Consider the following 21,581-nt stretch of genomic DNA (forward strand, 5'->3'; position numbering starts at 1 on the left):
TCTCGATCGTGTCGTATGCTCGCATCTCAGTACTCCTCCTCGCGCCTGGTCTCGCGCCCCCATCCCTTCGCGCCTTTGTTGCGAAACCTCTGCGCCACGGTACTAGCTGGACTCAGCGGCTGAAGCCCTTGACGAAGTTCCAGACCGTCAGCGTGCCGTCGATGTCGAACGTGGTCTTGCCCTGATAGTTCAGGTTGTAGGGCGAGCCCGGCCAGGTGTGGCCGCCGTTGTTGACGGTGTAGAGGTCGACCGAATCTCCAGTGGCACAGCCCAGGTAGGCGGTCAGCGTGACCGTGGTGCCGTCGCTGGGCGCGATGTCGGCGAGGTTGCTGACTACCGGCGCGGCGCCGCAGCCGTTGATCTTGGCCCAGTGCTTGGCAGAATCCGGCACCGAGATCGAGATCGCGTACTTGCCCGGGCTGTACTTGACGATGGTATCGGCAGTGCCGTTGATCATCGCCATCGGTGTCGCGAAGCTCGGGCTGCCGCAGACCGACACCAGGCTCTTCAGCATCACGCCGGAGACCGCGGCGGCGGCGGCGATCTTGTCGGGGCGGTCGCAGGCGTAGCGCAGTGTCATCATCGCGCCGTCGGAAAAGCCGGTCATGTAGACGCGCTTCACATCGACCGGATAGCTCGCGACGGAAGTCTCGATCAGCGTGGTCAGGAAGCCGACGTCGTCGGTGGTGCTGGTGTCGGTGGGGTCGTCGTGCCAGCTGCCGTCGGCGACCGGCGGCAGCGCCACCCAGATACCGTAGTCGCGCACCAGCTCCTGCACTTCGGTCAGCGTCGACATCGCCTCGGGCGTGCCGCCGTTGTAATGCAGCATCACCAGCAGCGGCACCTTGGTGGTGCTGGCCGCGGTCGGCTTGAAATACAGCACCGAGCGGCTGACGCCCTGGTAGGTGATCGTGAGCTTGAAATTGGAGACGCCGGAGAGCGGCACGATCGCCGCGAAGGCGCTCGAAGACACGCAAACAAAGCCCAATGCCACCGCAATCTGCAGCAGCCGAATCCGGATAAGCTGAAACATGACGCCACCTTTAGGTTCGTGTCCGCGCAGACTGCCAGGGCTCGGGTAGAACCCGGCGCCGGGACGATATACGGCATCCGCCGGCGGGACAATCGGGAATAAGCTGGATTTTTTGTAGGTTTCGGCCGACGTAGGTCGGCAATCCCTTGCCGACATGTACCCTTCGATGCGCAAACAAGGCCTCATGTCGGCAAGGGATTGCCGACCTACAGTGGGTGCCGGCACAGCACGCCGCGCTCGAATTGCAGCGGCACATCGGCACAGTCTGGCTGCGCATAGCGGCAGCGCGGCGCGAAGCGGCAGGCCGGCATCGTCTGGCGCAGATCCGGCGGCTGCCCCGGCAGCGCGTCCAGTCGCAAGCCCGGTGGATGCTGCATCGACGGGCGCGCCCGCAGCAGCGCCGCGGTGTACGGATGCCGTGGCCGGCTCAGCAGTTGCTGTGTCGGTGCCGACTCGACGAGTTTGCCGGCATACATCACCAGGGTCTGCTCGCACAGCCGCGAGACCACGCCGAGATCGTGGGTGATCAGCAGGATCGCCAGGCCGCGATCGCGGCGCAGCTCGTCGAGCAGCGCCAGGATCTGCGCCTGCACGGTGGGATCGAGCGCAGTGGTGGGCTCGTCTGCGATCAGCAGCTGCGGGCCGGCGATGATCGCCATCGCGATCATTACGCGCTGGCGCATGCCGCCCGAGAGTTCGTGCGGATACTGATTGAGCCGTTCGCGCGCGGCCGATACACGCACCGAATCCAGCGTGCGCGCCGCTTCGGCCCAGGCCGCACTGCGCGATGCGCCGCGATGGGTCTCCAGCACTTCGGCGAGTTGCAGGCCGATGCGCAGATAGGGGTTGAGGCTGGCCATCGGGTCCTGAAACACCATCGCGATGCGCGCGCCGCGCAGCGCACGGCGGCGCGCCGGCGACGCCGTGAGCAGATTCTCGCCGTCGAACAGCACGCGCCCTGTGAGACACGCGCTCGGGCCATTCAGACCCATGATCGCCAGAGCCGTCTGCGACTTGCCGGAGCCGGATTCACCGACGATGGCGAGCGTGCCACCCGCTTCAAGTTGCAGGTTGATGCCGGACACCACTTCAACGTCGCCACGCGGCGTGCGATGCGCCACGCACAACTGTTCCACCGACAGCAGGGGCGCGGTCGTCATGCGCGGCGCCGCGGATCAAGCGCATCACGCAGCGCGTCGCCGAGCAGGTTCAGCGCGAGCAGCGTCACGGCCAGAAACGTCGCGGGGAAAATCAGCGCGGCCGGCGCCACCTCCATGTCGCGCGCGCCTTCGCTGACCAGCGCGCCCCAGCTGGTCGCCGGCGCCTGCACGCCGAGGCCGAGGAAGCTCAGGAAGGCTTCCATCAGGATCACCTGCGGCACCGTCAGCGTCGCGTAGACGACGACCACGCCGAGCAGGTTCGGCACGATGTGCTGCGTGATGATGGCACGCGGGCCGGCACCGGCGACGATCGCGGCAGCGACGAAATCGCGCTGCTTCAATGCCAGGGTTTCACCGCGGACGATGCGCGCCATGTCCAGCCAGTTGATCGCGCCGATCGCGACGAACACCAGCAGCAGATGGCGGCCGAACAGCACCATCAGCAGGATCACCAGAAACAGGAACGGCAGGGCGTAGAGGATGTCGACCGCGCGCATCATCAGCGTGTCGGCACGGCCGCCGATATAGCCGGCAACGGCGCCATAGGCGACGCCGATCAGCAGCGACACCAAAGTGCCGACCAGGCCGACGGCCAGCGAAATACGGCCGCCGCACAGCGTGCGCACATACAGATCGCGGCCCAGGGAATCGGTGCCGAACCAGTGTTGCGCGGAAGGCGGCGCGGACCAGCTGCCGTCGAAGTCGATCGTGTCGAAATCCCAGGCCGATAGCCAGGGCCCGGCGATGCACAGCAGCGTCATCGCCAGCAGCAGGCCGGCCGAGAACATCGCCCAGCGATTGCGGCGCAGAGCGTCGAGCACGCGGTTCATTCGCGCTGACGCGGATCGAGCCGCGCGTACAGCAGATCGACTGCGAAATTGAACAGCACGATCAGGGTGCCGTAGATCAGCACGACGCCGAGCACCAGGCCGTAGTCGCGGTTCAAGGCGCCGAGCACGAAGTAGCGGCCGACACCGGGCAGGCCGAAAATCTGCTCGATCACCACCGAGCCGGTCAGCGTACCGGCCGCAGCGGGGCCGAGGTAGGAAATCACCGGCAACAGTACCGGCCGCAGCGCGTGCCGCAGCACAACGTGGCGTTCGCTCAGGCCCTTGGCGCGGGCGGTACGTATCCACGGTGTCTGCATGACTTCGAGCATCGCGGCGCGCGTGAGCCTGGCAATGGTCGCGATCTGCGGCAAGGCCAGCGCGAGCACCGGCAGCAGCAGTTCCTGCGGCCGCCCGCTCCAGCCGCCGGCCGGCAGAGCGTGCAGGCTTACCGCCATCAGCAGAATCAGCAGCGGCGCGAGCACGAAGTTCGGTATCGACAAGCCGCCGACGGCGAGCACCATGACGGCGCGATCCTGCCAGCGATGCGGCTTCATCGCGGCGATGATGCCGAGCGCCATGCCGACGATCAGCGCCAGGCTCATCGCCAGCGAACCGAGCAGGGCCGATACCGGCAGGCCGGCGCCGATCAGCTCGGCGACGCTGCGATCCGGGTACTGGTACGAGGGCCCGAGATCGCCGTGCGCGAGGTCGCCGAGATAGATCAGGTATTGCCGCCACAGCGGCTGATCGAGGTGATAGCGCGCCTCGAGCTGCACGCGGGTGGCTTCGGGTAGCGCGCGCTCGGAATCGAAAGGGCCGCCTGGCGCGGCATGCAGCATCGCGAAAGTCAGCGTGACCAGCAGCAGCAGGGTCGGCAGCAGCTCGAGCAGGCGGCGCAGCAGGCGTGCGCTCATGCAGGGCTCGATGCGGGCGAATGTTGGGGATCGCTGCGCTCACCCCAACCTACCTGGCGGCTGCGTAGGTTGGGGTGAGCGCAGCGATCCCCAACATCGCCACCAGAACGCGGCAAGCTCACGGCGAGAGCCCGAGATCGCGACTGTAGTGATGATCCAGCGCGTTGTCCTGCCAGCCGCTGACGCGCGGCGACACCAGATGCTTGGTCACGTAGAAGTAGATCGGAATCACCGGCGCATCATCGATCAACTGCTGCTGCGCATCGCGCAGTTGTTGCCGCCGCGCATCCTCGGGCAGGTGGGTCGCTGCATTCAAGGCAGCGTCGTAGCGCTGGCTGACATAGCTGGTGTCGTTGCGCGGATTGTGGCCGCCGAGCAGATCGAGAAAGCCGCTGGCGTCGTCGTAGTCGCTGACCCAGGAGCCGCGGAAAATTTGCGTGCGCCGGCGCTCGCGGCGGCTTTGCAGGAACACCTTGGTCTCCTCGTTGCGCAGGCGGGTTTCGACGCCGAGAAACTGCTTCCACATCGCCGCGATCACGAGCGCGATTTTCTGATGGTAGTCGTTGGTGTTGTACAGGATCTCGGTGCGCAGCGGATACTGTGCCGAGTATCCGGCTTGCTCGTACAGGCGCCGCGCTTCCGCAACGCGCTGATCGCGCGTCCAGCTCGCCCACGGCGGCTGCAGGCTGTCGGCGCCAGCGATATGCGGTGGCAACCATGCGTAGGCGGCGCGCTCGCCGCTGCCCAGCACCTTGCGCACGATCACCTCACGATCGACCGCCAGGCTCAGCGCGCGCCGCAGCCCGGGCTGGTCGAACGGCGGCTGGCTGACATTGAAGCCGTAGTAGTAGATGCCGAGATAATCGGCGATGCGCAGCTGCCGGCGCAGCGTCGGCGCCATCGCCGCGATCTGCGTGGCCGGCACCTGTTCGGTGATATCGAGTTCGCCGGCGCGGAAGCGCTGGAATTCCGAACCCATGTCTTCGGTGACGATGTGCTGCACGCGGTCGATACGAGTCGCGGCGTCGTTCCAGTAGTGGCGATTGCGCCGCAGCTCGATATGCGACTGCGGCATCCAGACCTGCAATTGATAGGCGCCATTGGAGACCAGTGGCGCCGCGCTGGTGAAGCCCTGTCCGTGCACCGGGCCATGCACAGGGTATGCGGCCGGATTCACCAGCAGCGCCAGAAAATACGGCGTCGGCGACTGCAATCCGATCTGCAGCCGGTGCTCGTCCAGCGCCTGCACCGCGAGCGCGGCCGGCGGGCTGCGGCCGGCCATCACCGCGCTCGCCTGTGCGATCGGCGCCAGCAGCTGCGATGAGGGCGAGGCGGTCTGCGGATCGACGCTGCGCCGCAGGCCGGCGACGAAATCGGCGGCGGTCACCGCATCGCCATTGGACCAGCGCGCGGTATCACGCAGAAAAAAAACATACACCAGGCCGTCTGCGGAAATATCCCAGCGTTCGGCAACGCCGGGAATCAGCGAACCATCGGGCGCTTCGCTGACCAGGCCTTCATACAGATCGCGAACGACATTGCCGGCAGCGACGCTGCGGACTTGGTGCGGGTCCAGCGTCTCGACGTCGGGGCCGTTGCCACGGCGCAGCACCACGTCGCCGGCCTGCGCCACGGAGCCGCTGCACAGCAACCCCAGCAACAGCCACACGTAGGTCGGCAATCCCTTGCCGACGTGAAACTCGATTGCGCCTCGGGCGTACACGTCGGCAAGGGATTGCCGACCTACTGGCAGCCAGCTAAAAGGCGGGTCGCGACCCACCCTACGCCGGGATGTCACGCCGGCGCCTTCTTTCTTGCGCTGCCCACGCTCACCAGCACCACCCCGAGCAGGATCACCGCGGTACCGATGATCTGCGCCCGCCCCAGATGCTCGTCGAGGATCCACCAGCCGAGCACGACCGCGATCGCCGGATTCACGTAGGCATAGGTGCCGAGCAGGGCCGGCGACACTTCATGCACCAGATAGAAAAACGCACCGTAGGCGACGCAGGAGCCGAATACGATCAGGTACAGCAGCGCGAGCAGACCGCGCGGCTCCCAGCTCATCTGCGCGGCCTCGCCGGCCGCGAGGCCCAGACCGGCGAGCACTGCGCCGGCGATCAGCATCTGCAACGCGGCCGACATCGCCGAGGTGATCGCGACCGGATGACGCTTGGCGTAGACCGAACCCAGCGCCCAGAAAAACGGCGCCGCCAGCAGCGCGAGGTATGCGGGCATCGGCGCGCTGCGAGCCTGCAGCGCACCGCCCACCAGCAGCGCAACACCGGCAAAGCCGGCGAACAGGCCGCACAAAGCCAGCGGCGTGATGCGCTCGCCCTTGGCGCCCAGCGTGCCGAGGCCGGCCATCCACAACGCGGAGGTTGCGATGATCAACGCCGCCTGGTTGGACTCCACCCATTGCTCGGCCCAGGTCACCAGGCCATTGCCGGCGACCAGCATCGCGATGCCGGTGAAGGCGACGCTGGCCCACTCACCGCGGGTCTTCGGCAGACGGCCGCCGCGCAGGCCCGCGTAAACCAGCATCAAAGTACCGGCAACCAGAAAGCGGATGCCGGCGGACAAGGCCGCCGGCAGATGCTCGACGACGATACGGATCGCCAGATACGTGGAACCCCAAACCAGATAAACCGCCGCGAAAGCGAGCAGCAGACGTACCGCGCGAGCATTCATTACAGCCCCCAAAAGCAAATCGCCCGGCGAAGAGCCGGGCGATCTTTGCAAGCGGTGATTTTACGCGGGCAGCGCCTAGCCCGCAGGCTCTGCGGCCGCCGCCGCTGCACCACCGCCATTGGCGTCCATACGAATCTGACGCAGCCACTGGCTCGCCTGGTTTCGAACATTGTCGTAGCCCAGGGCCTTGTTGGCGGCAGCTTCGGCGTTCTTGTAGTCCTTCAGGCTGTAATCGGCAACCGCTAGTCGCAGATAGGTTTCGCCCGCCTTATTGCCGAGGCTGCCCTTGGCGACGGCCTTCTCGAGCATCTCGCGCGACTCTTTCCAGCGCTCGTCGTCGCCGTACATTGCGCCGAGCTTGAAGTAGTACTCGCCCTTGTCGGACGTAGCGGCGAGCTTCTTCAGCACTACCTCGGCCTTGGCCGATTCGCGCGCATTGATCCAGGCGTCGGCCACCGAATTCAGGTTCTTCTCGTCGCCCGGTACTCGGTTCTTGTCGATCGCGTCCTGCAGGAAGTTACCGGCCTTGTAGGGCAGATCGACCATCATGTAGATGTTGTAAAGGTTCCGGATCTCGTTCGGCGTGGTCAGGAAGCCCTGACGATCGGCCAGCGAAAGCACCGCGACCGCACCCGCGTCGTCCTTGAGTTCCGAGAACATGCCGGACAATTGCTTCCAGTAGTCGGCCTTGGCTGGCACCATCGTGATCAGCTTCAGCAACACGTCGGCACAGGCACGATAGTTCTTCAACTCGTAGTTGATCGCGAGTTTCAACTGCAGCCAGCTTTCCTTGACTTGCTTGGACTTGGCGATTGCGAGGTCGACCTGCGGCAGTGCGTCCTTGAAACGCTTCTGCTCCAGGTAAGCCTGCGCCAGGAAGATATGCGTGTCAGCCGTTACCGGCGTGCAGGATTCGGCGATGTAGCGTTCCAGTGTCCGGATACCAGCGTCGTACTGCTTGTCGGCAACGTAGAGTTGGCCAAGGTTGAACATCAGCTGGTCGTACTGCTGCTGCGGCATCGCGTTCAACGCCAACGCCTTCTCAAAATTCTTGGCAGCGTTGCCGTAATCGTTCTTTGAACTGTAAGCGAAGCCGAGGTTGTAATAGATGATCGCTTTTTCGTACTCGCTGCCGCCGTCGACCATCTTCGACAAGCGGTCGATGGCCTCCTGGTTCTTGGACTTGGACATCAGGTCCATGGCCTGTTCAACGCCGCGGTAGTACGTCTCCGACATCGCGCCGTCGGCTTTGCGCGGATTGGCGCAATCGGCGCTCTGCCCCAAAACGGTCGGCGATAGTCCAACCAGTCCAAGGGTGACCATCACTTTGAAAAAGTTAAGTGACATGCCTTTACTCGCCGCCACAATTGAAGTTCATAACCTGCGTACCGTGCTGCTCAACCGGCTTGCCGTCGACCACCCTGGGTTTAAACTTCCATCGTTGAACGGACGAAATCGCCGCAGAGTCAAAAATGCCACGCGGCTTGGCTTGCAGGACTTTGGCTGCTCTAACAGTCCCGTCCGCATTGACCAAAATATCTAGCGTAATGGTACCAGTCAGCCCATCCAATTGAGCCTGACGAGGACAGGTCGGCGCAATACGCTGCAGCGGGATGATGTCGCCGTCGAACATGCCACCGGCCGGCGCTCCGCCAACCGAGCCCAGCGCACCAAGGAACGGACCTCCTCCCACGCTGGCGGACAGACCCAGGTTCGGCATCGCGAAGGGCGTCTGTTGTTCCGGTGGCGTTTCGCTCGACACTTTCAATTTCGGCGGCGGAGGTGTCTTCGGTGGCGGTGGCGGCGGTGGTGGCTTGCGGCGCTCGAGCGTCTGCAATTCGGTATCGCGCTTCAGCCGAACAAAATCGATCGTCGGGAGCGTATCGGCCTTATCGATGCCCCCGCCATGCCGGCTGATCAGGCCGTACAGCATCAGGAACATCAGCGCGGAGAAGGTCAGCCCGGCCAAGGCGGCAGGCAGCAGGCGGTTACGGCTGGAAGTTACGCTTTGCATTCCTGGTTATCCGCCCGAATGCATGGCGGCGATCGAGACGTCGTTGACGCCGCCGAGCTTTACCTGGTCCATGACCTGGGTCAGCGTTCCGGTCTGCGAGGCCTGGTCGGCGATGATCACGACCGTGTCGTCCGGACGCTCGGCATGCAGGCGCTCGACCGAGCCGCGCACGTCACGCAGGTCGATGCGGTGCTTGTCCATCCAGATGTCGCCGTTGGGGCGGATCGCGATCAGGATGTTGCCGTTGTCGCGGCTTTCCGCGGTCTCCGCCTCGGGACGCGTGACGGTGACGCCGGCCTCTTTGACGAACGAAGTGGTGATGATGAAGAAGATCAGCAGGTTGAGAACGAAGTCGAGCATCGGCGCCAGGTCGATGCCGGTTTCGTCACTCTCGGGGGTGTGGCGGCGGGATCTCATCTAAGGATCAGCCTCCCGCGGCTGCGGCAGATGCCGCGATGGAGACGTTCTGCACACCGCCCTGGCGCACCTGGTCGATGACCTGCACCAGTGAACCCGTCGGAGCTTCCTTCTCTGCAAGCACCACGACCGCGTCTTCCGGCTTTTGCGCGTGCAGACGCTCGATGTTCGCGCGAACCGCGCGCAGATCGACGAGGCGATTACCGACGTAGATTTCGCCGCTCGCCCGGATGTTGATGATGATGCTGCCGCCTTCCTTCTTCTCGGCCGCCGCTGAAGTCGGACGGCTCACCGTGATGCCGATCTCTTTGACGAAGACCGCGGTGATGATGAAGAAGATCAGCAGATTCAACACAAAATCCAGCATCGGCGCGAGATCGATGCCGGAGCCGTCCGAATCATGGTTTTCCATCGAGCGACGACGCATTCTCATGAGCGGCTAGTACTCGAACTTGTCGGCGAGCAACTCAGTTTCGAGTCGTGCGCGATTGCGGAAGTAGTACACCGGATACAGCCCGCTGATGCTGACCGACAGGCCGGTAAGCGTGCAGATCATCGCCTCCGAGACGCCATTGGCCATCGACCGTGCATCCGCGGAACCACGCGCGGCCATCGAATCGAAAACATTGAGCATGCCCGAGACGGTGCCCAGCAGACCCAGCAGCGGGCACAGCGGCACCAGCACGCGCAGCAGCTGCAGGTTGTTGGTCATGCCCGCATTGAGCCGCGAGATCATTGCCTGACGCACCGCGCGGGATGCCCAGCTATGGTGATTGCTACGCGCCTGCCACTCGGCCAGCAGCGCCGCGGCGTCTTGTGGCAACACCTTGGAGAAATACCAGTAGCGCTCGAAGGTCAGCGTCCACATCGCCAGCGAGGCGAAGAAAATGAAGTCGACGATCGGCCCACCGAGCTCGCGCATGCTGTGCAGCGCGACGAACGGTGCTGCCAGATAGCCGACCAGCGTATCAAGCACCGGTCTTACCCTCGAGACGTTCGGCCAGCAGGCCGGTGCTCTGCTCGTCGAGGATCTGGATGATCTGCTTGGAAAGTGAGGTCAGCCAGGCATTGGCGAACAGCAGCGGGATCGCGATGCCGAGGCCGAGCACGGTGGCGATCATCGCCGCGGAGATACCGGCCGCCATCAGCTTGGGATCGCTGGAGCCGGACTCGGTGATGCTCTGGAAGGTGATGATCATGCCGATGACGGTACCGATCAGGCCGAGCAGCGGGCCGGCGGCAACAGCCAGGCGCAGGAAGGCCTGGAAGCGTTCCAGCGGCGGCACTTCGCGCAGCACCGCCTCGGAGATGCGTAGCTCGACGACTTCGGCATCTTCCTCGATCCGGCTGCCGTCGCCCTTGAAGCTGGACAGCACGCGGCCGAGCGGATTGTCGGTAGTCGGATTGCCGACCTGGGTCAGCTGCGTCTTGACCTTGGCGCGCACGCCCATCAGGTAGACGAACTGATAAATGCCGAGCAGCGCGCCGACGATGCCGACCAGCAGGATCACGTAGTTGACCGCTTCACCGCGCTTGATGCGCTCGATCCAGTTCGGACGCTGCGCGTAGATCGTCAGCAGCACGCCGCGAGTCGGGTCGAGTTCGGTGCCGACATAGCCGGACGTGGCGTCGCTCAAATCGGACGCGGCCGATGCGAACTTGCCGCCCGGCTGCCGGGCCATCACCGCGAGCTTGTGCTCGCTGGGTAGATACGCGAGGTACTTGCCGTCGGACACCGCGGTAAACGAACCCACGCGCGATACAGCCTGTTCTACCGAGGCGCCGTCAGGCTGCACGACCATGCTCTTGAAGCGCACGACGGAGCCGGTCTCGGTCATTTCGCGCTGCAATTCAAACCAGAAGCGCTCTAGATCGCTGATCGACGGCAGCGCCTTGGTGGCGGCAAGCTTGCTGACGAACGCTTCGCGATCCGGATACTGCGCGCTGATCATCGAGTTACGAACCACCGACGAGAAGTCGTTGGCGACCTGACGCACGACGCCGAACATCTCACCCATGTTGCCGGACTTGGCGTCGAGCTGGGCCTGCAGCTCGGTGAGCTTCTTTTCGTTGGAATCGAAGGACGCCGACAACGACTGCTGCCTGCGCTGCAATTCGCTGAGTTCGGCCTTGGCCTGGGCCAGAAGCTCGGATTGCTTGTTGCGCTCGGCCAAAAATTTGGCTTCGCGTTCCTTGTTGGCAGCCGCTTCGCGATCGCGCAGCGAGCGAGTCTGTTCGAGCAGTTCGTCGAGATTGCCGGGAGCCACGGCATAGGCCGCGGGAAGAGATGCTGCGAACAGCATCAGCATGGCGACGGGAACGCCAACCGTTCTGGACATCGAGCGCGACATTACTTGATCTCCTTCGGCGCCGGAACCGGAACCTTGATGAAGTCCGGCGCCGACTGCTTTTTGGCGACCTTGAGGCCTGCCGTGATCGAATCGTTGTAGGCGGAATCGATCTTCCAGGTCTTGGCGTTCACGTCCCAATAGCCAGTTTCCTTGCCGTCAAGCGTCTGGTAAAGCAGAGCAACGCGACCGGCGCGCAGGAACTGCACGGTCTTCTCGCCCACCTTGCCTTCGTAGGCCTCGAGCGTGCGGCCATATTCCATTTCGACCTGATAGGCCTCGACGATGCGACGATACTTTTCGGATAGAGACACATCGGCCCGCGTCATCATCTCTTTCAGCGTAGCGATGCGGTTGCTGCGCTCATCGGGCAGGAACGGCATGTCCAGTTTCACAAACTGGTCGAGCGTGTCGAGCATCTTGGTCATCATCGGCAGCACTTCGCGCGACGTGGTTTCGATGTCTGCAATCTGCGTCGACATGCCCTTGATTTCGTCTTCCTGGGACTTGACCTGGGCGCCGAGCTGGTCGGTGTACGCCTTCAGGCTCTGCGCCTCGGTCAGCGCCTGACGGTAGTCGCCGAGCATGCTGCTGGCTTCCTCGTCGAGCTGCGTGATGCGCTTCTGGGAGGCCTGGGCGGCCTCCTCGGTCTTGGTCTGCTCGCCGACGACGGCGTTGACCTTGTCCTGAGCTTGGGACCCGTTGGCGAACCAGACCATCGCGATCACGCAGGCTGCGATGGCTCCGACCTGGGCAGGCCGCCTCATCCGAAGAATCATGTCGATGTACCTACCGGGAAGAAAACGAGAAAGAGTTTGAACGCCGCTAGAATGAATGCCGGCGACGGACGGCATCCTAACATCGGTATCATTAACCGGAGCCCCGCTTGAAACGTCGGATTTCACTCTTGTTTATCGAAAAACGACGTGATATTCGCGGGGCTCCGCCGGGTAATGCGCAATTAATCAGCCGCCGCCGAAAGACGAGTGCTTGCGGCTGGACTGATCAAGGAAATTCCGGCTTGCCTGCGCTTCGGCAGCGCGCTGAGAGGCTGTCTTGCAGACCCGCTTCGGCAGGGTGGAGCCGGTCACACTCTCCGATTTGCAGATCATACGGTCGGGGTCGGCGACAGCGGTCTGCGTGGACGCAGCGGGCGCGGGTGCCGCCCCGGAAGTCACCTGCGGGGCCAATAGGTCGTTGGCTGCCTGAGCCATCGCAGTCGACAACGGCAGGCCCGCCACCGAAGCCAGCAGCAATACACGAAAGTGGTGCTTCATTTCTAAACTCCTGATCCACAGGGATCGCAAATTTGTCACACGTCCTGAATGCGACGTGGATTTTCGGGAATACAACCATGCGCTTAAAGCGTCAATACAGTTGAACGGTACGCTATAAATTCCGCCACGCACAAACGGTGCCACAGAATTATCCGAATTGCTCGAGTCGCGGCATCAACGGCAGCACGCCAGGGAGTACGCGGTTGATCAGCGTTTCGTTTTTGCGCCACTTCCCGGGAGCAGGCGCGGTCTGTGTATACCGCGACGGCGGCAGCTCAGCCGCGACGCGCATGCGCAGCGCGTCGTCCACCTGCAACCCGGTAAATGCGCAAATCCGCGCCACTTCCGCAGCGGGATTTCGCAGGAAATCGTCGTAGCGCACGACCATTCGGCGAGTTGGATCAATCTTAGACAAATCGTCCATGATGATGCGGTTCGCCGTCTGCCACTGGAATGCGGCGATCTCCTCAAGCGGGCGGCCGCGCAGCGCGGGCCAGCCCGGCGGTAACAGCAATGACCAACTACCGTTCCAGTTGGGAAGCCGCGGGTAAGTTACCCAATCACCGGAACGCCAAGCCTCGATTATGCTGCTGATGTTCTCGCGCGGATCGCGCCACAGATAAATGAACTGCGCATCCGGGAAAGCACGATCGAAAAACGGGATGCGCAGCGAATTCTTCGGTGTTTTTTCCAGCAGGCGAATCACGCTCGCGTCAGTACGACGCGCATTCGGATCCTGTGCACACTCGGTCAGCAACTCGCGCATTTCCGCGATGACATCCGGCGTGGCGTGCTCGGCGCCGACCTGATTGCTGTCGATCCCCGGAGCACCCGGCGACAAGTGGTCGAAGCCTTCGACGAGCCAATGCGCTTCGCCGCCGACCGTTGAGAATTGCGGCGTGCATGCCAGCGTTTCGAACAGCAGCGTGCTGCCCGAACGCGGCGCGGCCACGATGAAGACCGGCCGGTCGAAACGCGCGCTGCGCGCACGCGCAACCGGCGCCGCCACGGCGGCTGGCCGCGTTGCGTGCGGCTGAAGCGGCGCCGATTTGTCGCTGATCGCATATTCGAGCACGCGGGCATCAAGCACTCTCATCACTGGCAGGCCGATGCTGCGCATGACGATGCCGGCCCTGATCGCACCGGCACGCTCCCACAGCGCCTGCGACAGGCGCTGGTAATGTTCGATTCCGCTGTCGCCGTCGCCGTGCAGCGCCCATAGCTGGCGCCAGTCGGCGCAGAAGCTGTTCAGCAGCGACGCGAACTGAGCCACCGCTGCATGCCCGGGTTGACCCGGCGTTTCCGACACGATATCCGCCGCAAGATCCTTGAGCAGATGGTCCATCTCCGCCGGCGGCATCACCCTGAAGCTATTGAAGCGCTCCATCGGAATACTGACGCTATGGCCCGGCCGGTACGGAATCAGTTGCGCGGGCTGGCCGCGCATGCCGGCTGCAACCAGGTTCCAGAACATCGCGCTGCCGGATGTGTCCGCAACCAGATGCACGCGCTCCTGATCGGTCGCGTTGTCGACCCGATGCTGGCGCCAGTTGTCGAAGATCCAGGCTTCGCCTGCGGCCATGTGCACGGCTTGATCGTCGCAATAAAAAAGCACGCCCTGCCGCGTCGTCACCGGTATGTGCACGCGCACGCGCTGGAACCAGTGATAGTTGATGTCGGAGTGCTCAGGCACCTGCGCGCCGGGCGCGAGCTTCATCAGCCGCGAGCGGCTCCAGACCACGCCGAAACTCGCAAGCACCTGCTGGATGTAGGGTGAAGCCTTGAGGTGCGGCGTTTCCTGCATGACCCCGCTGACCGCGTCATTTTCGCCGCCGTCGACGGTGATCAGCCGCGCCGCGCTGTTGCCTTCGAAACCGGTCGGATGCCGCGCCCACGCCGACGCCGGCAGTGCCGCGACTTCCGCAGCCAGCCGCTGCGTATCGAAGCGCAGCGGCAGGCGGATGAAAGGTTGTGGCAGCTTCATTCGACCGCGATCAAATGGCAGCAGCGGCGCTGAAATCGCCGAGCGTTTCGAGAATTTCGGTCACCGCGACGCGCTCGGGTTCAGTTATCTGCGGATGCCATAGATCGAAGATCAGCACGACGCGCAGCCGATCGCTGCGGTTCCAGGCTTCGTGCATAAATGTGTCGTCGAACAGCACCGCCTTGCCTTCGCGCCAGTGATGCTCGATCTCCGCAACTTTGAGCGCGCAATCAGGCGGCACGATCAGCGGCAGATGCCCGACCACGCGCGCATTGGTGACACCGCGATGCGGCAGCAGATGCGTGCCCGCATCGAGCACGCTGAACAGCACTTCCGGACCGTGATCGCGCACGTGACACAGCGGTAGCGTGTCGAGTGCCGCGATCGTCGTCGGGCACGCGTCGCAGTTGATCCGGTTGCGCGCCCCGTAGCGATAAAAGTAGTAGCCCTTCCACGAGGCCTGACCACGATCGCTGCGCAGATTCGCGGCGGCGAGCGCCGGATCGCGGAACACTTCTTCGCGACCACGGTCGCTGTGCATCACCTGCATCAGTTCGTCGCGAATCTGCGCCGTCTGTTCCTCGAGCTGCTGCAGTTCCGGTACCAGCTGCTTGTCGAGATACGGCGCGACCGGCAGATCGGGCAAGGTATAGATCTTCGGCTGCTGGCGAGCGTCGCTGGGCGTATAGCGGGCGTCACCCATCAGCAACTCGATGCTGCCGGAGACACGCACCATTTCGCTCTGACCGAAGCGCGATTCGAGCCGCGCGAGGATGTCGCCGAAAATTCGCTGGCGGCCGCGATAGACCAGCCCCAGCGCCTGCTGAACCTGTGGCCGCAAATTCGGCGGCGTCGACTGCTCGCTGAGCCAGCGGCCCGCGCGCTGCGCGTCGGTGATCGCGCGAAAATAATGCGGCAGCGCCGCGGCCTGATCGCCCTGTTCGTCGATCAGCTGAGCCAGCGACAGCCGCGATGCATACAGTTCGGGACGCATCTTCAGCACGCGCCGGTAAGTCGCGATCGCCTGGTCGCGGTCGCCCTCTGCCTGCGCCAGCTGCGCGAGGTGATTCAAGGTCAGAAGATCGTCCGGAGCCGTGTCGCGGGCCTGCGTCAGATAGTGGCGCGCACGAACCAGATCACCGCGATGCATCGAGATGATCGCCAGCGCGTTCAGCGCTTCGAGCTGCGGCTGGCCGACAATCTGCGAATCGCCGAGCAGGCGCTCGTAGGCGCGCGCCGCGTCGACGAATTTCCCAGCCGTCAGCAGCGCTCGCGCAGTGAGCAGCGATTCGGCGACAGCGGGGGATAGGGTCGCGGCGACCATGACAGAGCCTGTATCGACAGATGCTGACGCCAAGTTTGGGGGCAAGCCTGGCGGCGGACAAGGGATGTCCACTGCATAATTGGACAAGGGATGTCCACTGCATAATTGTGGGTATGAATACCCAGCTCGCCAATTATATTCGCGTCTACGATGGCGACCTCGCAGCCGATCTGTGTGATCAGTTGGTGGCCTCGTTCGGTTCGCTGAGTCATCTGCGCAAACTCAATGGCCGCGGGCATCGCTCCGGGCTCGAAGACAGCGCGTGGACCGAACTCACCATCACGCGCATCGCGGATGCCGCACTGCTCGGCAAGCTGCGGCAGAAGATCACATTCGGCCTGGGCCGTTACAACCGGGATACCGGTTTGAGCATCCCGATACCGAATAGCGCGAAGCTCGACGAGCTGACGATCAAGCGCTATCAGCCGGGCCGCGACGAGAACTTCCAGTTGCATTTCGACTCGCTCAACGAGCGTTCAAATCGATACCTGGTGCTGCTGTGGTACCTGAACGACGTGGCCGAAGGCGGCGAGACCGAGTTCCCGGCGCTGGGCGTCAAGATCGCTCCGCGGCGCGGCAGCCTGCTGATGTTCCCGCCCTACTGGATGTTCCAGCACGCGGGCCTGCCGCCGATATCCGGTGACAAATACATTCTGTCCACTTACCTGCTTTTTTAAGGTTTTCGCGATGTTGCCGAAGCCGCTCAGGCTTCGTATCCCCAGCGATCAAGCAGTGGCGCGATCTGTTCACGCAGTGGCATCAGGTGGCGCTCGTAATGGCGCCAGCGGCCCACCGCTTTGCGGTTCACAGGCTCAATCACCTGACTGTAGCTCGGCGTGCTGATGTAGCTCTTGCCCCTTGCATGCTTGGCCGGCTCTAGCATCGCGTCATGCCATTGCAACCCAACGAAATCGGCGATCGCACGCGACTGCGCCTCGAAATCGGAGACGAAACGCTCGTAGAAGATCTCCATCACCTTGGGCTTGAGCAGCGCCTCCTGCTGATACCAGTAATCGAACGTGCGCCGATACCCGAGAGCCAACGTGGGCAGATCGCGGCACAGCCGCGAGTAGGCCGGCGCCCAGTAGTGCTGGAAATAGTTGCTGGTGATCACATCGAACGGATGGCGGATTGCCAGCAGGATCGGTGAGTTAGGGAACAATCGACGGATCGCCGGCAGCCGCAGGATATTCAGCGGATTCTTGTCGAGCAGCCGCTGGCCCGGCGACAGGCGCAGCTTGGTCGCGACCAGCGCCCAGTAGTGCCTCCGTGCCTCGGCCAATTCGTGCGGCTGCACGCTGGCGAGCTTCTCCGGATACAGCGCCCCTTGCTGCTGAAGACGCGCCAACGCCTCCTGCAGAAACGGTTGCTCGTCCATCGTTTTCAAATCGGGGTGTGCGTCGAGCACCTGCTCGAGCAGGGTCGTGCCCGAGCGCGGAAACGCGACGATAAAAACCGGACTGTCGGCCTCGACCGGCGGTGCCGGCTCGGTCCATTGCGCCACATCGTCTGGATCACAGCTGTAGTCGGCGATCGCCAGCACCGTACCGGAACTATCGGCGGGAATTGGCGATGTCAGATCGAGAAACGCCATCTGCGATGCATGCGCCCTGGCGGCGACTTCGGCTGCGGTTTCATAGTCGCCTTTCGCGTCCAGCGCCTTGGCCAGCGGAAACAGGAAATCCTGCTGCTCGTCCGGCTGCGTCGCCACACAGAGTGCTTGCCGATACAGCGTGATCGCCTCGTCCGGCCGGTCATTGCGCGCGGCGATATTGGCCCGCACACCGAGCAGGCGTTGCTGCATTTCCGCGCCGATCTCATCAACGGACAAGTGTTCGATCTTCTGCAGCCGTTCCGTCGCCTCATGCAGTGAGTTCGTGCGCTCGAGCATGCTGATGATGGACAACTCGAACTCGAGGCTCGGGGGCGGAGAATTGCGAACACTGTCCAGAATCTGTACCGCAGAGTGCTGATCGCTCAAGGTCATCAGTAGCGCCCCGAGCTTGGCGAGCAGTTCCGGGTTCGGGTCCTGCCAGAGGCGCCAGTGCTGCGTAGCGAGCAAGGCGCCATCAATATCGGCGCAGGATGTCAGCAGGTGCGCATAGCGATAATTGATTTCAAAGTCTAGCGGAGCCGCCTTCGCGGCGAGCCCGAGCCGTTCGCGCGCCACCTCATAGCGGCCACCTTCAAGCTCGAGCAGCGCGCTGTTGTAAAGCAATTCGGCAGTCCAACCACCGATCCTGGCAGCATGTTCATAGGCCTGCGCGGCCTCCGATAGGGCGCCCGATGCGCGTAACGACGTCGCCAGATTCATCCAGTGCACTGCGGCACGCGGTTCCAACTGGGTCAGACGCCGGAACGCCTTGGTCGCCGCCGCGTAAGTGCCACGTGCGTTCATGACCGCGCCGTAGGCGATTAGAACAAATGGAAGACTAGGTGCTAGCCGATAAGCTTCGTGCGCCCGCCGTTCGGCGAGCTTGAGCTCGCCCTGATTCAGCGCCGAGATCGCCTGTTCCGCAAGTATTTTGGGGTCGGTCATAGAAAAAGGCCGCGCGATCAGATCGCGCGGCCTTGTAAAACTACAGCAGTACTACGTGACTTAGAAGCTCTGCGTCAAGCGCGCGTAGAAGAACGAACCGACCGTGTCATACGTGTTGACGTCGGTGTTCGCGTTCAGCACGAACTGGTAGAACAGCGGCGGCTGCTTGTCGAAAGCGTTCTGGACACCAAGCGTGAGCTTGGTGCGAGTCGGCTCGTAGGTATAAGCGGCAGCAAAGTCGTGGTAGATGATCGACGGGATGTGAATCGGATTGCCGTCGACTGTCGCCACTTCGCTGTTGGTGATATCCAGACCGTAGATGAAGCGGGTCGACCATAGGAACTCGAAGCTATTAAGTGCCCAGCTCACTGACGACGTGGCACGCCAGCGAGCGTAGTTGCCAAAGGTCGGATCGAACCGACCCGCAGCATTCGTCGTCGGAACGCCTTCACCAAGGCTGTACTTGAACTTGTCGGTGTAGGTCGAGTCGACGCTGGCGCGGATCGAGCCGAAACGAGTCTTGGGCATGCTGTACTTAAGGCCCATATCGACGCCATCGGTTTCGAAGAAGCCCACGTTCGTCGTCGGCAGATCGATGTACTGAATCTGCCCGTTGTCGCGACGATGAATCTCGCTGCAGAATTCCTCGCTACCGGTGGAAGCGCAGGTATCAGCAATGACATTCACATCCGGAGACGCGATTGCCTGGTTCACCTTGTAGTGCCAGATATCAACCGAGGCCGACAGATTGCGGATGAAGTGCGGATCGTAGACCAGGCCATAGGTCAGCACATGTCCGGTTTCGGGTTTGAGGTCCTCGTTGGACTTCAGTACACCGCTAACCTGAGAGTTTTCCGGCACAAAGCCCGGATTCTCGTCCGTAATTGGACCGTCGACCGCCGTCACGTTCTCGCAAGCCAGCGCCAGATTCGGATTCGCCGCCAAGGCCTGATTCGTGAGGTGCGTGCAAGGATCGCTGAACAGCGCGGCGGTCGAAGCAGGTGCTCCGAAACGGTCGGCGATGGTTGGCGCACGGAACACTTCGGCGTAGCTGGCGCGAGCCAGCAAGTCGTTGAACGGACGGTATTCCATCTTTACCGAGCTGTTCGTCGTACTACCAAAGCTATCGTAGTCCGAGTAACGGATACCGAAGGAGACGTTTAGCGCCTTGGCGAACGGCATGTCCTGGAGCAGGGGCACGAAGATTTCGCCGTAGAGCTCCTTGACTTTGTCGTTGCCGGCCGAATCGCCCGAGCAGGTTTCCTGGGCCAGCGCGCAGTTCAGGAACAGCGGCGCCTGCGCTTCGGTCAGCTCATCCACATCGGTCTTGGCGAACTCTTCACGATAGTCGGCGCCAATGCCGGCCTTGATCGTGCCGCCCTGCCAAGTGAACAGGTCACCGTTGACGTTCACCTCGTAAATACGGGTTGTGTCGGTGAAATGATTCTCATAGCCGGACGTGATCGCAGCCAGGGCCGTCTGGTTCGCCGGATCGGAGAGATTGAAAAGGTTGACCGGGGTACATCCGGCAATCGGCGCGTCCTCGGTGCCGCAAGTCGGCGTACCGTCTTCCGCGATGAAGGACGGCCCGATCGCGCTCTGCAGCGCTGATTTAACCAGGTAGCCGCTAACCTTGGCCTGCTGGTCGGTGTGCTGCAGCGTGAAGGCGGCGTCAAAGGTCCAGGTCGTGCTCGGAATCGCACCCTTGAAGCCAGTGGTCATCTGATCCAGCACGGTGGTGACATGCGAGAAGCGGTTGCCGAGCGCTTTGGTACGGGTCAGGAACTGGCTGCCGCCGCCGCCGAAATCCACACCGAACGGATTGTAGATGCTATCCGCCGAAATGATGATGTCGTCGTTGTTGGCGTCGACGGGCAGCGGAGCAATCACGAAGCCCGAGGTCGTCTGGCTGTGGAACACGTCGGTATACCACTCAACCGAGTCGCTGACGTTGTACGAAGCGTCGGCAAACAAGCTGCCACGTTCCTGCGGGGTTTCGACCAGGTTGTACGGCTGATAGTCGAACGCATCGGCGCCCGTGTAGCAGCGGTAGTCGGAAGCGGATGAACCGGAGGCACCGTCTTTGCGCGTGACCGAGCCGCAAGGAGCGCCCGAGGAGCTAACCAGACCGAGCTGAGTGGCGGTGGCGGACGGCACGTAGATACGGCCCTGCGGCGTGCGGCTCGAACCCAGTGTTATCGCACCGTAGGTCTTGTAGAAATACAATGCGTGCTTGGAGAACTCGCGATTTCCGGCACCGATCTGGTTCTGCTTGTTGTAGTTCAGACCGAAGATCGCGTGGCCCTTGTCGTTGGAGAAGCCGTAAGTGGCTTCGACCGACTGAGCCTGGCCATCGCTACGGCCGGATTCGCCGGCCTGATAGGAGATGTCGGCGCCGACATAGTCTTTGCGGGTGATGAAGTTGACCACACCGCCGACCGCGTCGGAGCCGTAAACGGCTGAGGCGCCTTCCTTCAGAACTTCGACGCGCTCGATCAGGTTGATCGGGATCGAGTTGACGTCGAACGACGGGCCGAGGCGACGACCGTCCAACAGCGCCAGCGTGCGCTCGGAACCAAGACCACGCAGCGAGACAGTGGAAGCACCGTCACCGCCGCCGTTGTTGACCTGCGGGTTGGTCGCGGCGCCAGAGATCGACGGGATTTCCTGCAGCAGTTCGCCGAGAGTGGCGATACCGCGCGATTCGATCGTGGCGCGGTCGATGGTGTAAACCGGGCTGGCGGTTTCGGCGTCGACGCGACGCAGACGCGAACCCGTTACTTCGATCGCACCGAGGTCGGTGGATCCTTCAGCCGCCGGTGTATCGCTGGGCTCAGCAGCCGGCCCAGTCTGCGCATAAACCACTCCCTGCGCGCCCGCGGTCATACCCGCAAGCAACGCAGTCCTAGCGGCAAGACGCAACTTGCCTTCTACACTGAGTTTCATTTGAGAATTCTCCCTAGATGAGACAGACCACAAAACAGCTAAATATTTAACCTTTACAAGCATTTATAGCAGCGCCCGACCCGCACTGCCCTGGCAACCGTTCG

19 protein-coding genes are annotated in these 21,581 nt (G+C 62.9%); 1 reads left to right on the top strand and 18 read right to left on the bottom strand.

From position 1 onward, the window contains the following. Positions 1–112: 112 nt before the first annotated feature. From JWQ90_RS28710 to JWQ90_RS28785, 16 genes are all read right to left on the bottom strand, one after another. Positions 113–1,033, bottom strand: a complete 921-nt coding sequence (locus JWQ90_RS28710; RefSeq protein ID WP_299698526.1) for a PHB depolymerase family esterase — start codon at positions 1,031–1,033, stop codon at positions 113–115. A gap of 206 nt (positions 1,034–1,239) precedes the next feature. Then, a complete protein-coding gene (locus JWQ90_RS28715; RefSeq protein WP_299698527.1) occupies positions 1,240–2,193 on the bottom strand; it encodes an ABC transporter ATP-binding protein in 954 nt (317 codons plus the stop codon). Further along, entirely contained in the window at positions 2,190–3,023 is an 834-nt protein-coding gene (locus JWQ90_RS28720) for an ABC transporter permease subunit (protein WP_299698528.1), read from the bottom strand. The genes JWQ90_RS28715 and JWQ90_RS28720 overlap by 4 nt, the downstream gene beginning before the upstream one ends. After that, the gene (locus tag JWQ90_RS28725; RefSeq protein WP_299698529.1) at positions 3,020–3,937 is read right to left on the bottom strand and encodes an ABC transporter permease subunit; all 918 of its coding nucleotides are present in this window, start codon (positions 3,935–3,937) and stop codon (positions 3,020–3,022) included. The genes JWQ90_RS28720 and JWQ90_RS28725 overlap by 4 nt, the downstream gene beginning before the upstream one ends. Before the next feature lie 118 nt (positions 3,938–4,055). Continuing rightward, positions 4,056–5,618 carry a peptide ABC transporter substrate-binding protein gene (locus tag JWQ90_RS28730; RefSeq protein ID WP_299698530.1) on the bottom strand — a complete coding sequence of 521 codons (1,563 nt, stop codon included), beginning with the start codon at positions 5,616–5,618 and terminating at the stop codon, positions 4,056–4,058. A 113-nt stretch (positions 5,619–5,731) separates the two neighbouring features. Further along, positions 5,732–6,628 (bottom strand): EamA family transporter, encoded by an 897-nt coding sequence (locus JWQ90_RS28735; protein WP_299698531.1) that lies wholly within the window; start codon positions 6,626–6,628, stop codon positions 5,732–5,734. A 75-nt stretch (positions 6,629–6,703) separates the two neighbouring features. Then, positions 6,704–7,975 carry a tetratricopeptide repeat protein gene (locus JWQ90_RS28740; protein ID WP_299698532.1) on the bottom strand — a complete coding sequence of 424 codons (1,272 nt, stop codon included), beginning with the start codon at positions 7,973–7,975 and terminating at the stop codon, positions 6,704–6,706. A 4-nt stretch (positions 7,976–7,979) separates the two neighbouring features. Then, a complete protein-coding gene (locus tag JWQ90_RS28745) occupies positions 7,980–8,642 on the bottom strand; it encodes an energy transducer TonB (protein WP_299698533.1) in 663 nt (220 codons plus the stop codon). 6 nt (positions 8,643–8,648) lie between these two features. Next, positions 8,649–9,059: a biopolymer transporter ExbD gene (locus JWQ90_RS28750; RefSeq protein ID WP_299698534.1), complete on the bottom strand. Its 411-nt coding sequence runs from the start codon at positions 9,057–9,059 to the stop codon at positions 8,649–8,651. 7 nt (positions 9,060–9,066) lie between these two features. Further along, the gene (locus JWQ90_RS28755) at positions 9,067–9,492 is read right to left on the bottom strand and encodes a biopolymer transporter ExbD (protein WP_299698535.1); all 426 of its coding nucleotides are present in this window, start codon (positions 9,490–9,492) and stop codon (positions 9,067–9,069) included. A gap of 6 nt (positions 9,493–9,498) precedes the next feature. Then, positions 9,499–10,035 carry a MotA/TolQ/ExbB proton channel family protein gene (locus JWQ90_RS28760; protein ID WP_299698536.1) on the bottom strand — a complete coding sequence of 179 codons (537 nt, stop codon included), beginning with the start codon at positions 10,033–10,035 and terminating at the stop codon, positions 9,499–9,501. Beyond that, positions 10,028–11,410, bottom strand: coding sequence for a MotA/TolQ/ExbB proton channel family protein (locus JWQ90_RS28765; protein ID WP_299698537.1), 1,383 nt, complete (start codon positions 11,408–11,410; stop codon positions 10,028–10,030). Before JWQ90_RS28765 ends, JWQ90_RS28760 begins: the two co-directional genes overlap by 8 nt. Next, a complete protein-coding gene (locus JWQ90_RS28770) occupies positions 11,410–12,312 on the bottom strand; it encodes a DUF3450 domain-containing protein (RefSeq protein WP_299698538.1) in 903 nt (300 codons plus the stop codon). The genes JWQ90_RS28765 and JWQ90_RS28770 overlap by 1 nt, the downstream gene beginning before the upstream one ends. A gap of 60 nt (positions 12,313–12,372) precedes the next feature. Continuing rightward, positions 12,373–12,684 carry a hypothetical protein gene (locus JWQ90_RS28775; protein ID WP_299698539.1) on the bottom strand — a complete coding sequence of 104 codons (312 nt, stop codon included), beginning with the start codon at positions 12,682–12,684 and terminating at the stop codon, positions 12,373–12,375. 148 nt (positions 12,685–12,832) lie between these two features. Continuing rightward, entirely contained in the window at positions 12,833–14,668 is a 1,836-nt protein-coding gene (locus tag JWQ90_RS28780; protein ID WP_299698540.1) for a sulfotransferase, read from the bottom strand. A 10-nt stretch (positions 14,669–14,678) separates the two neighbouring features. Next, on the bottom strand, positions 14,679–15,992 hold the full coding sequence (locus tag JWQ90_RS28785; protein ID WP_299698541.1) for an aspartyl/asparaginyl beta-hydroxylase domain-containing protein: 1,314 nt from the start codon (positions 15,990–15,992) through the stop codon (positions 14,679–14,681). Between the two features lie 113 nt (positions 15,993–16,105). Between JWQ90_RS28785 and JWQ90_RS28790 the strand changes: the two genes are divergently transcribed. Continuing rightward, entirely contained in the window at positions 16,106–16,669 is a 564-nt protein-coding gene (locus JWQ90_RS28790) for a 2OG-Fe(II) oxygenase (RefSeq protein ID WP_299698542.1), read from the top strand. A gap of 26 nt (positions 16,670–16,695) precedes the next feature. Here the strand turns inward: JWQ90_RS28790 and JWQ90_RS28795 are convergent, their stop codons facing one another. Both JWQ90_RS28795 and JWQ90_RS28800 read right to left on the bottom strand, forming a co-directional pair. Further along, a complete protein-coding gene (locus JWQ90_RS28795; protein WP_299698543.1) occupies positions 16,696–18,390 on the bottom strand; it encodes a tetratricopeptide repeat-containing sulfotransferase family protein in 1,695 nt (564 codons plus the stop codon). A 201-nt stretch (positions 18,391–18,591) separates the two neighbouring features. Next, entirely contained in the window at positions 18,592–21,477 is a 2,886-nt protein-coding gene (locus JWQ90_RS28800) for a TonB-dependent receptor (protein WP_299698544.1), read from the bottom strand. Positions 21,478–21,581 lie beyond the last annotated feature (104 nt).

It is taken from the genome of Hydrocarboniphaga sp., assembly GCF_028291725.1.
Taxonomy (GTDB): Bacteria; Pseudomonadota; Gammaproteobacteria; order Nevskiales; family Nevskiaceae; genus Hydrocarboniphaga.

Excerpts from the sequence above, each read along its gene's own strand:
- JWQ90_RS28755 (WP_299698535.1), bottom strand. The coding sequence starts at position 9,492 with ATGAGAATGCGTCGTCGCTCGATGGAAAACCATGATTCGGACGGCTCC.
- JWQ90_RS28775 (WP_299698539.1), bottom strand. The coding sequence starts at position 12,684 with ATGAAGCACCACTTTCGTGTATTGCTGCTGGCTTCGGTGGCGGGCCTG.
- JWQ90_RS28795 (WP_299698543.1), bottom strand. The coding sequence starts at position 18,390 with ATGAACGCACGTGGCACTTACGCGGCGGCGACCAAGGCGTTCCGGCGT.
- JWQ90_RS28750 (WP_299698534.1), bottom strand. The coding sequence starts at position 9,059 with ATGAGATCCCGCCGCCACACCCCCGAGAGTGACGAAACCGGCATCGAC.
- JWQ90_RS28785 (WP_299698541.1), bottom strand. The coding sequence starts at position 15,992 with ATGGTCGCCGCGACCCTATCCCCCGCTGTCGCCGAATCGCTGCTCACT.
- JWQ90_RS28735 (WP_299698531.1), bottom strand. The coding sequence starts at position 6,628 with ATGAATGCTCGCGCGGTACGTCTGCTGCTCGCTTTCGCGGCGGTTTAT.
- JWQ90_RS28790 (WP_299698542.1), top strand. The coding sequence starts at position 16,106 with ATGAATACCCAGCTCGCCAATTATATTCGCGTCTACGATGGCGACCTC.
- JWQ90_RS28765 (WP_299698537.1), bottom strand. The coding sequence starts at position 11,410 with ATGTCGCGCTCGATGTCCAGAACGGTTGGCGTTCCCGTCGCCATGCTG.
- JWQ90_RS28745 (WP_299698533.1), bottom strand. The coding sequence starts at position 8,642 with ATGCAAAGCGTAACTTCCAGCCGTAACCGCCTGCTGCCTGCCGCCTTG.
- JWQ90_RS28740 (WP_299698532.1), bottom strand. The coding sequence starts at position 7,975 with ATGTCACTTAACTTTTTCAAAGTGATGGTCACCCTTGGACTGGTTGGA.
- JWQ90_RS28725 (WP_299698529.1), bottom strand. The coding sequence starts at position 3,937 with ATGAGCGCACGCCTGCTGCGCCGCCTGCTCGAGCTGCTGCCGACCCTG.
- JWQ90_RS28710 (WP_299698526.1), bottom strand. The coding sequence starts at position 1,033 with ATGTTTCAGCTTATCCGGATTCGGCTGCTGCAGATTGCGGTGGCATTG.
- JWQ90_RS28800 (WP_299698544.1), bottom strand. The coding sequence starts at position 21,477 with ATGAAACTCAGTGTAGAAGGCAAGTTGCGTCTTGCCGCTAGGACTGCG.
- JWQ90_RS28715 (WP_299698527.1), bottom strand. The coding sequence starts at position 2,193 with ATGACGACCGCGCCCCTGCTGTCGGTGGAACAGTTGTGCGTGGCGCAT.
- JWQ90_RS28720 (WP_299698528.1), bottom strand. The coding sequence starts at position 3,023 with ATGAACCGCGTGCTCGACGCTCTGCGCCGCAATCGCTGGGCGATGTTC.
- JWQ90_RS28780 (WP_299698540.1), bottom strand. The coding sequence starts at position 14,668 with ATGAAGCTGCCACAACCTTTCATCCGCCTGCCGCTGCGCTTCGATACG.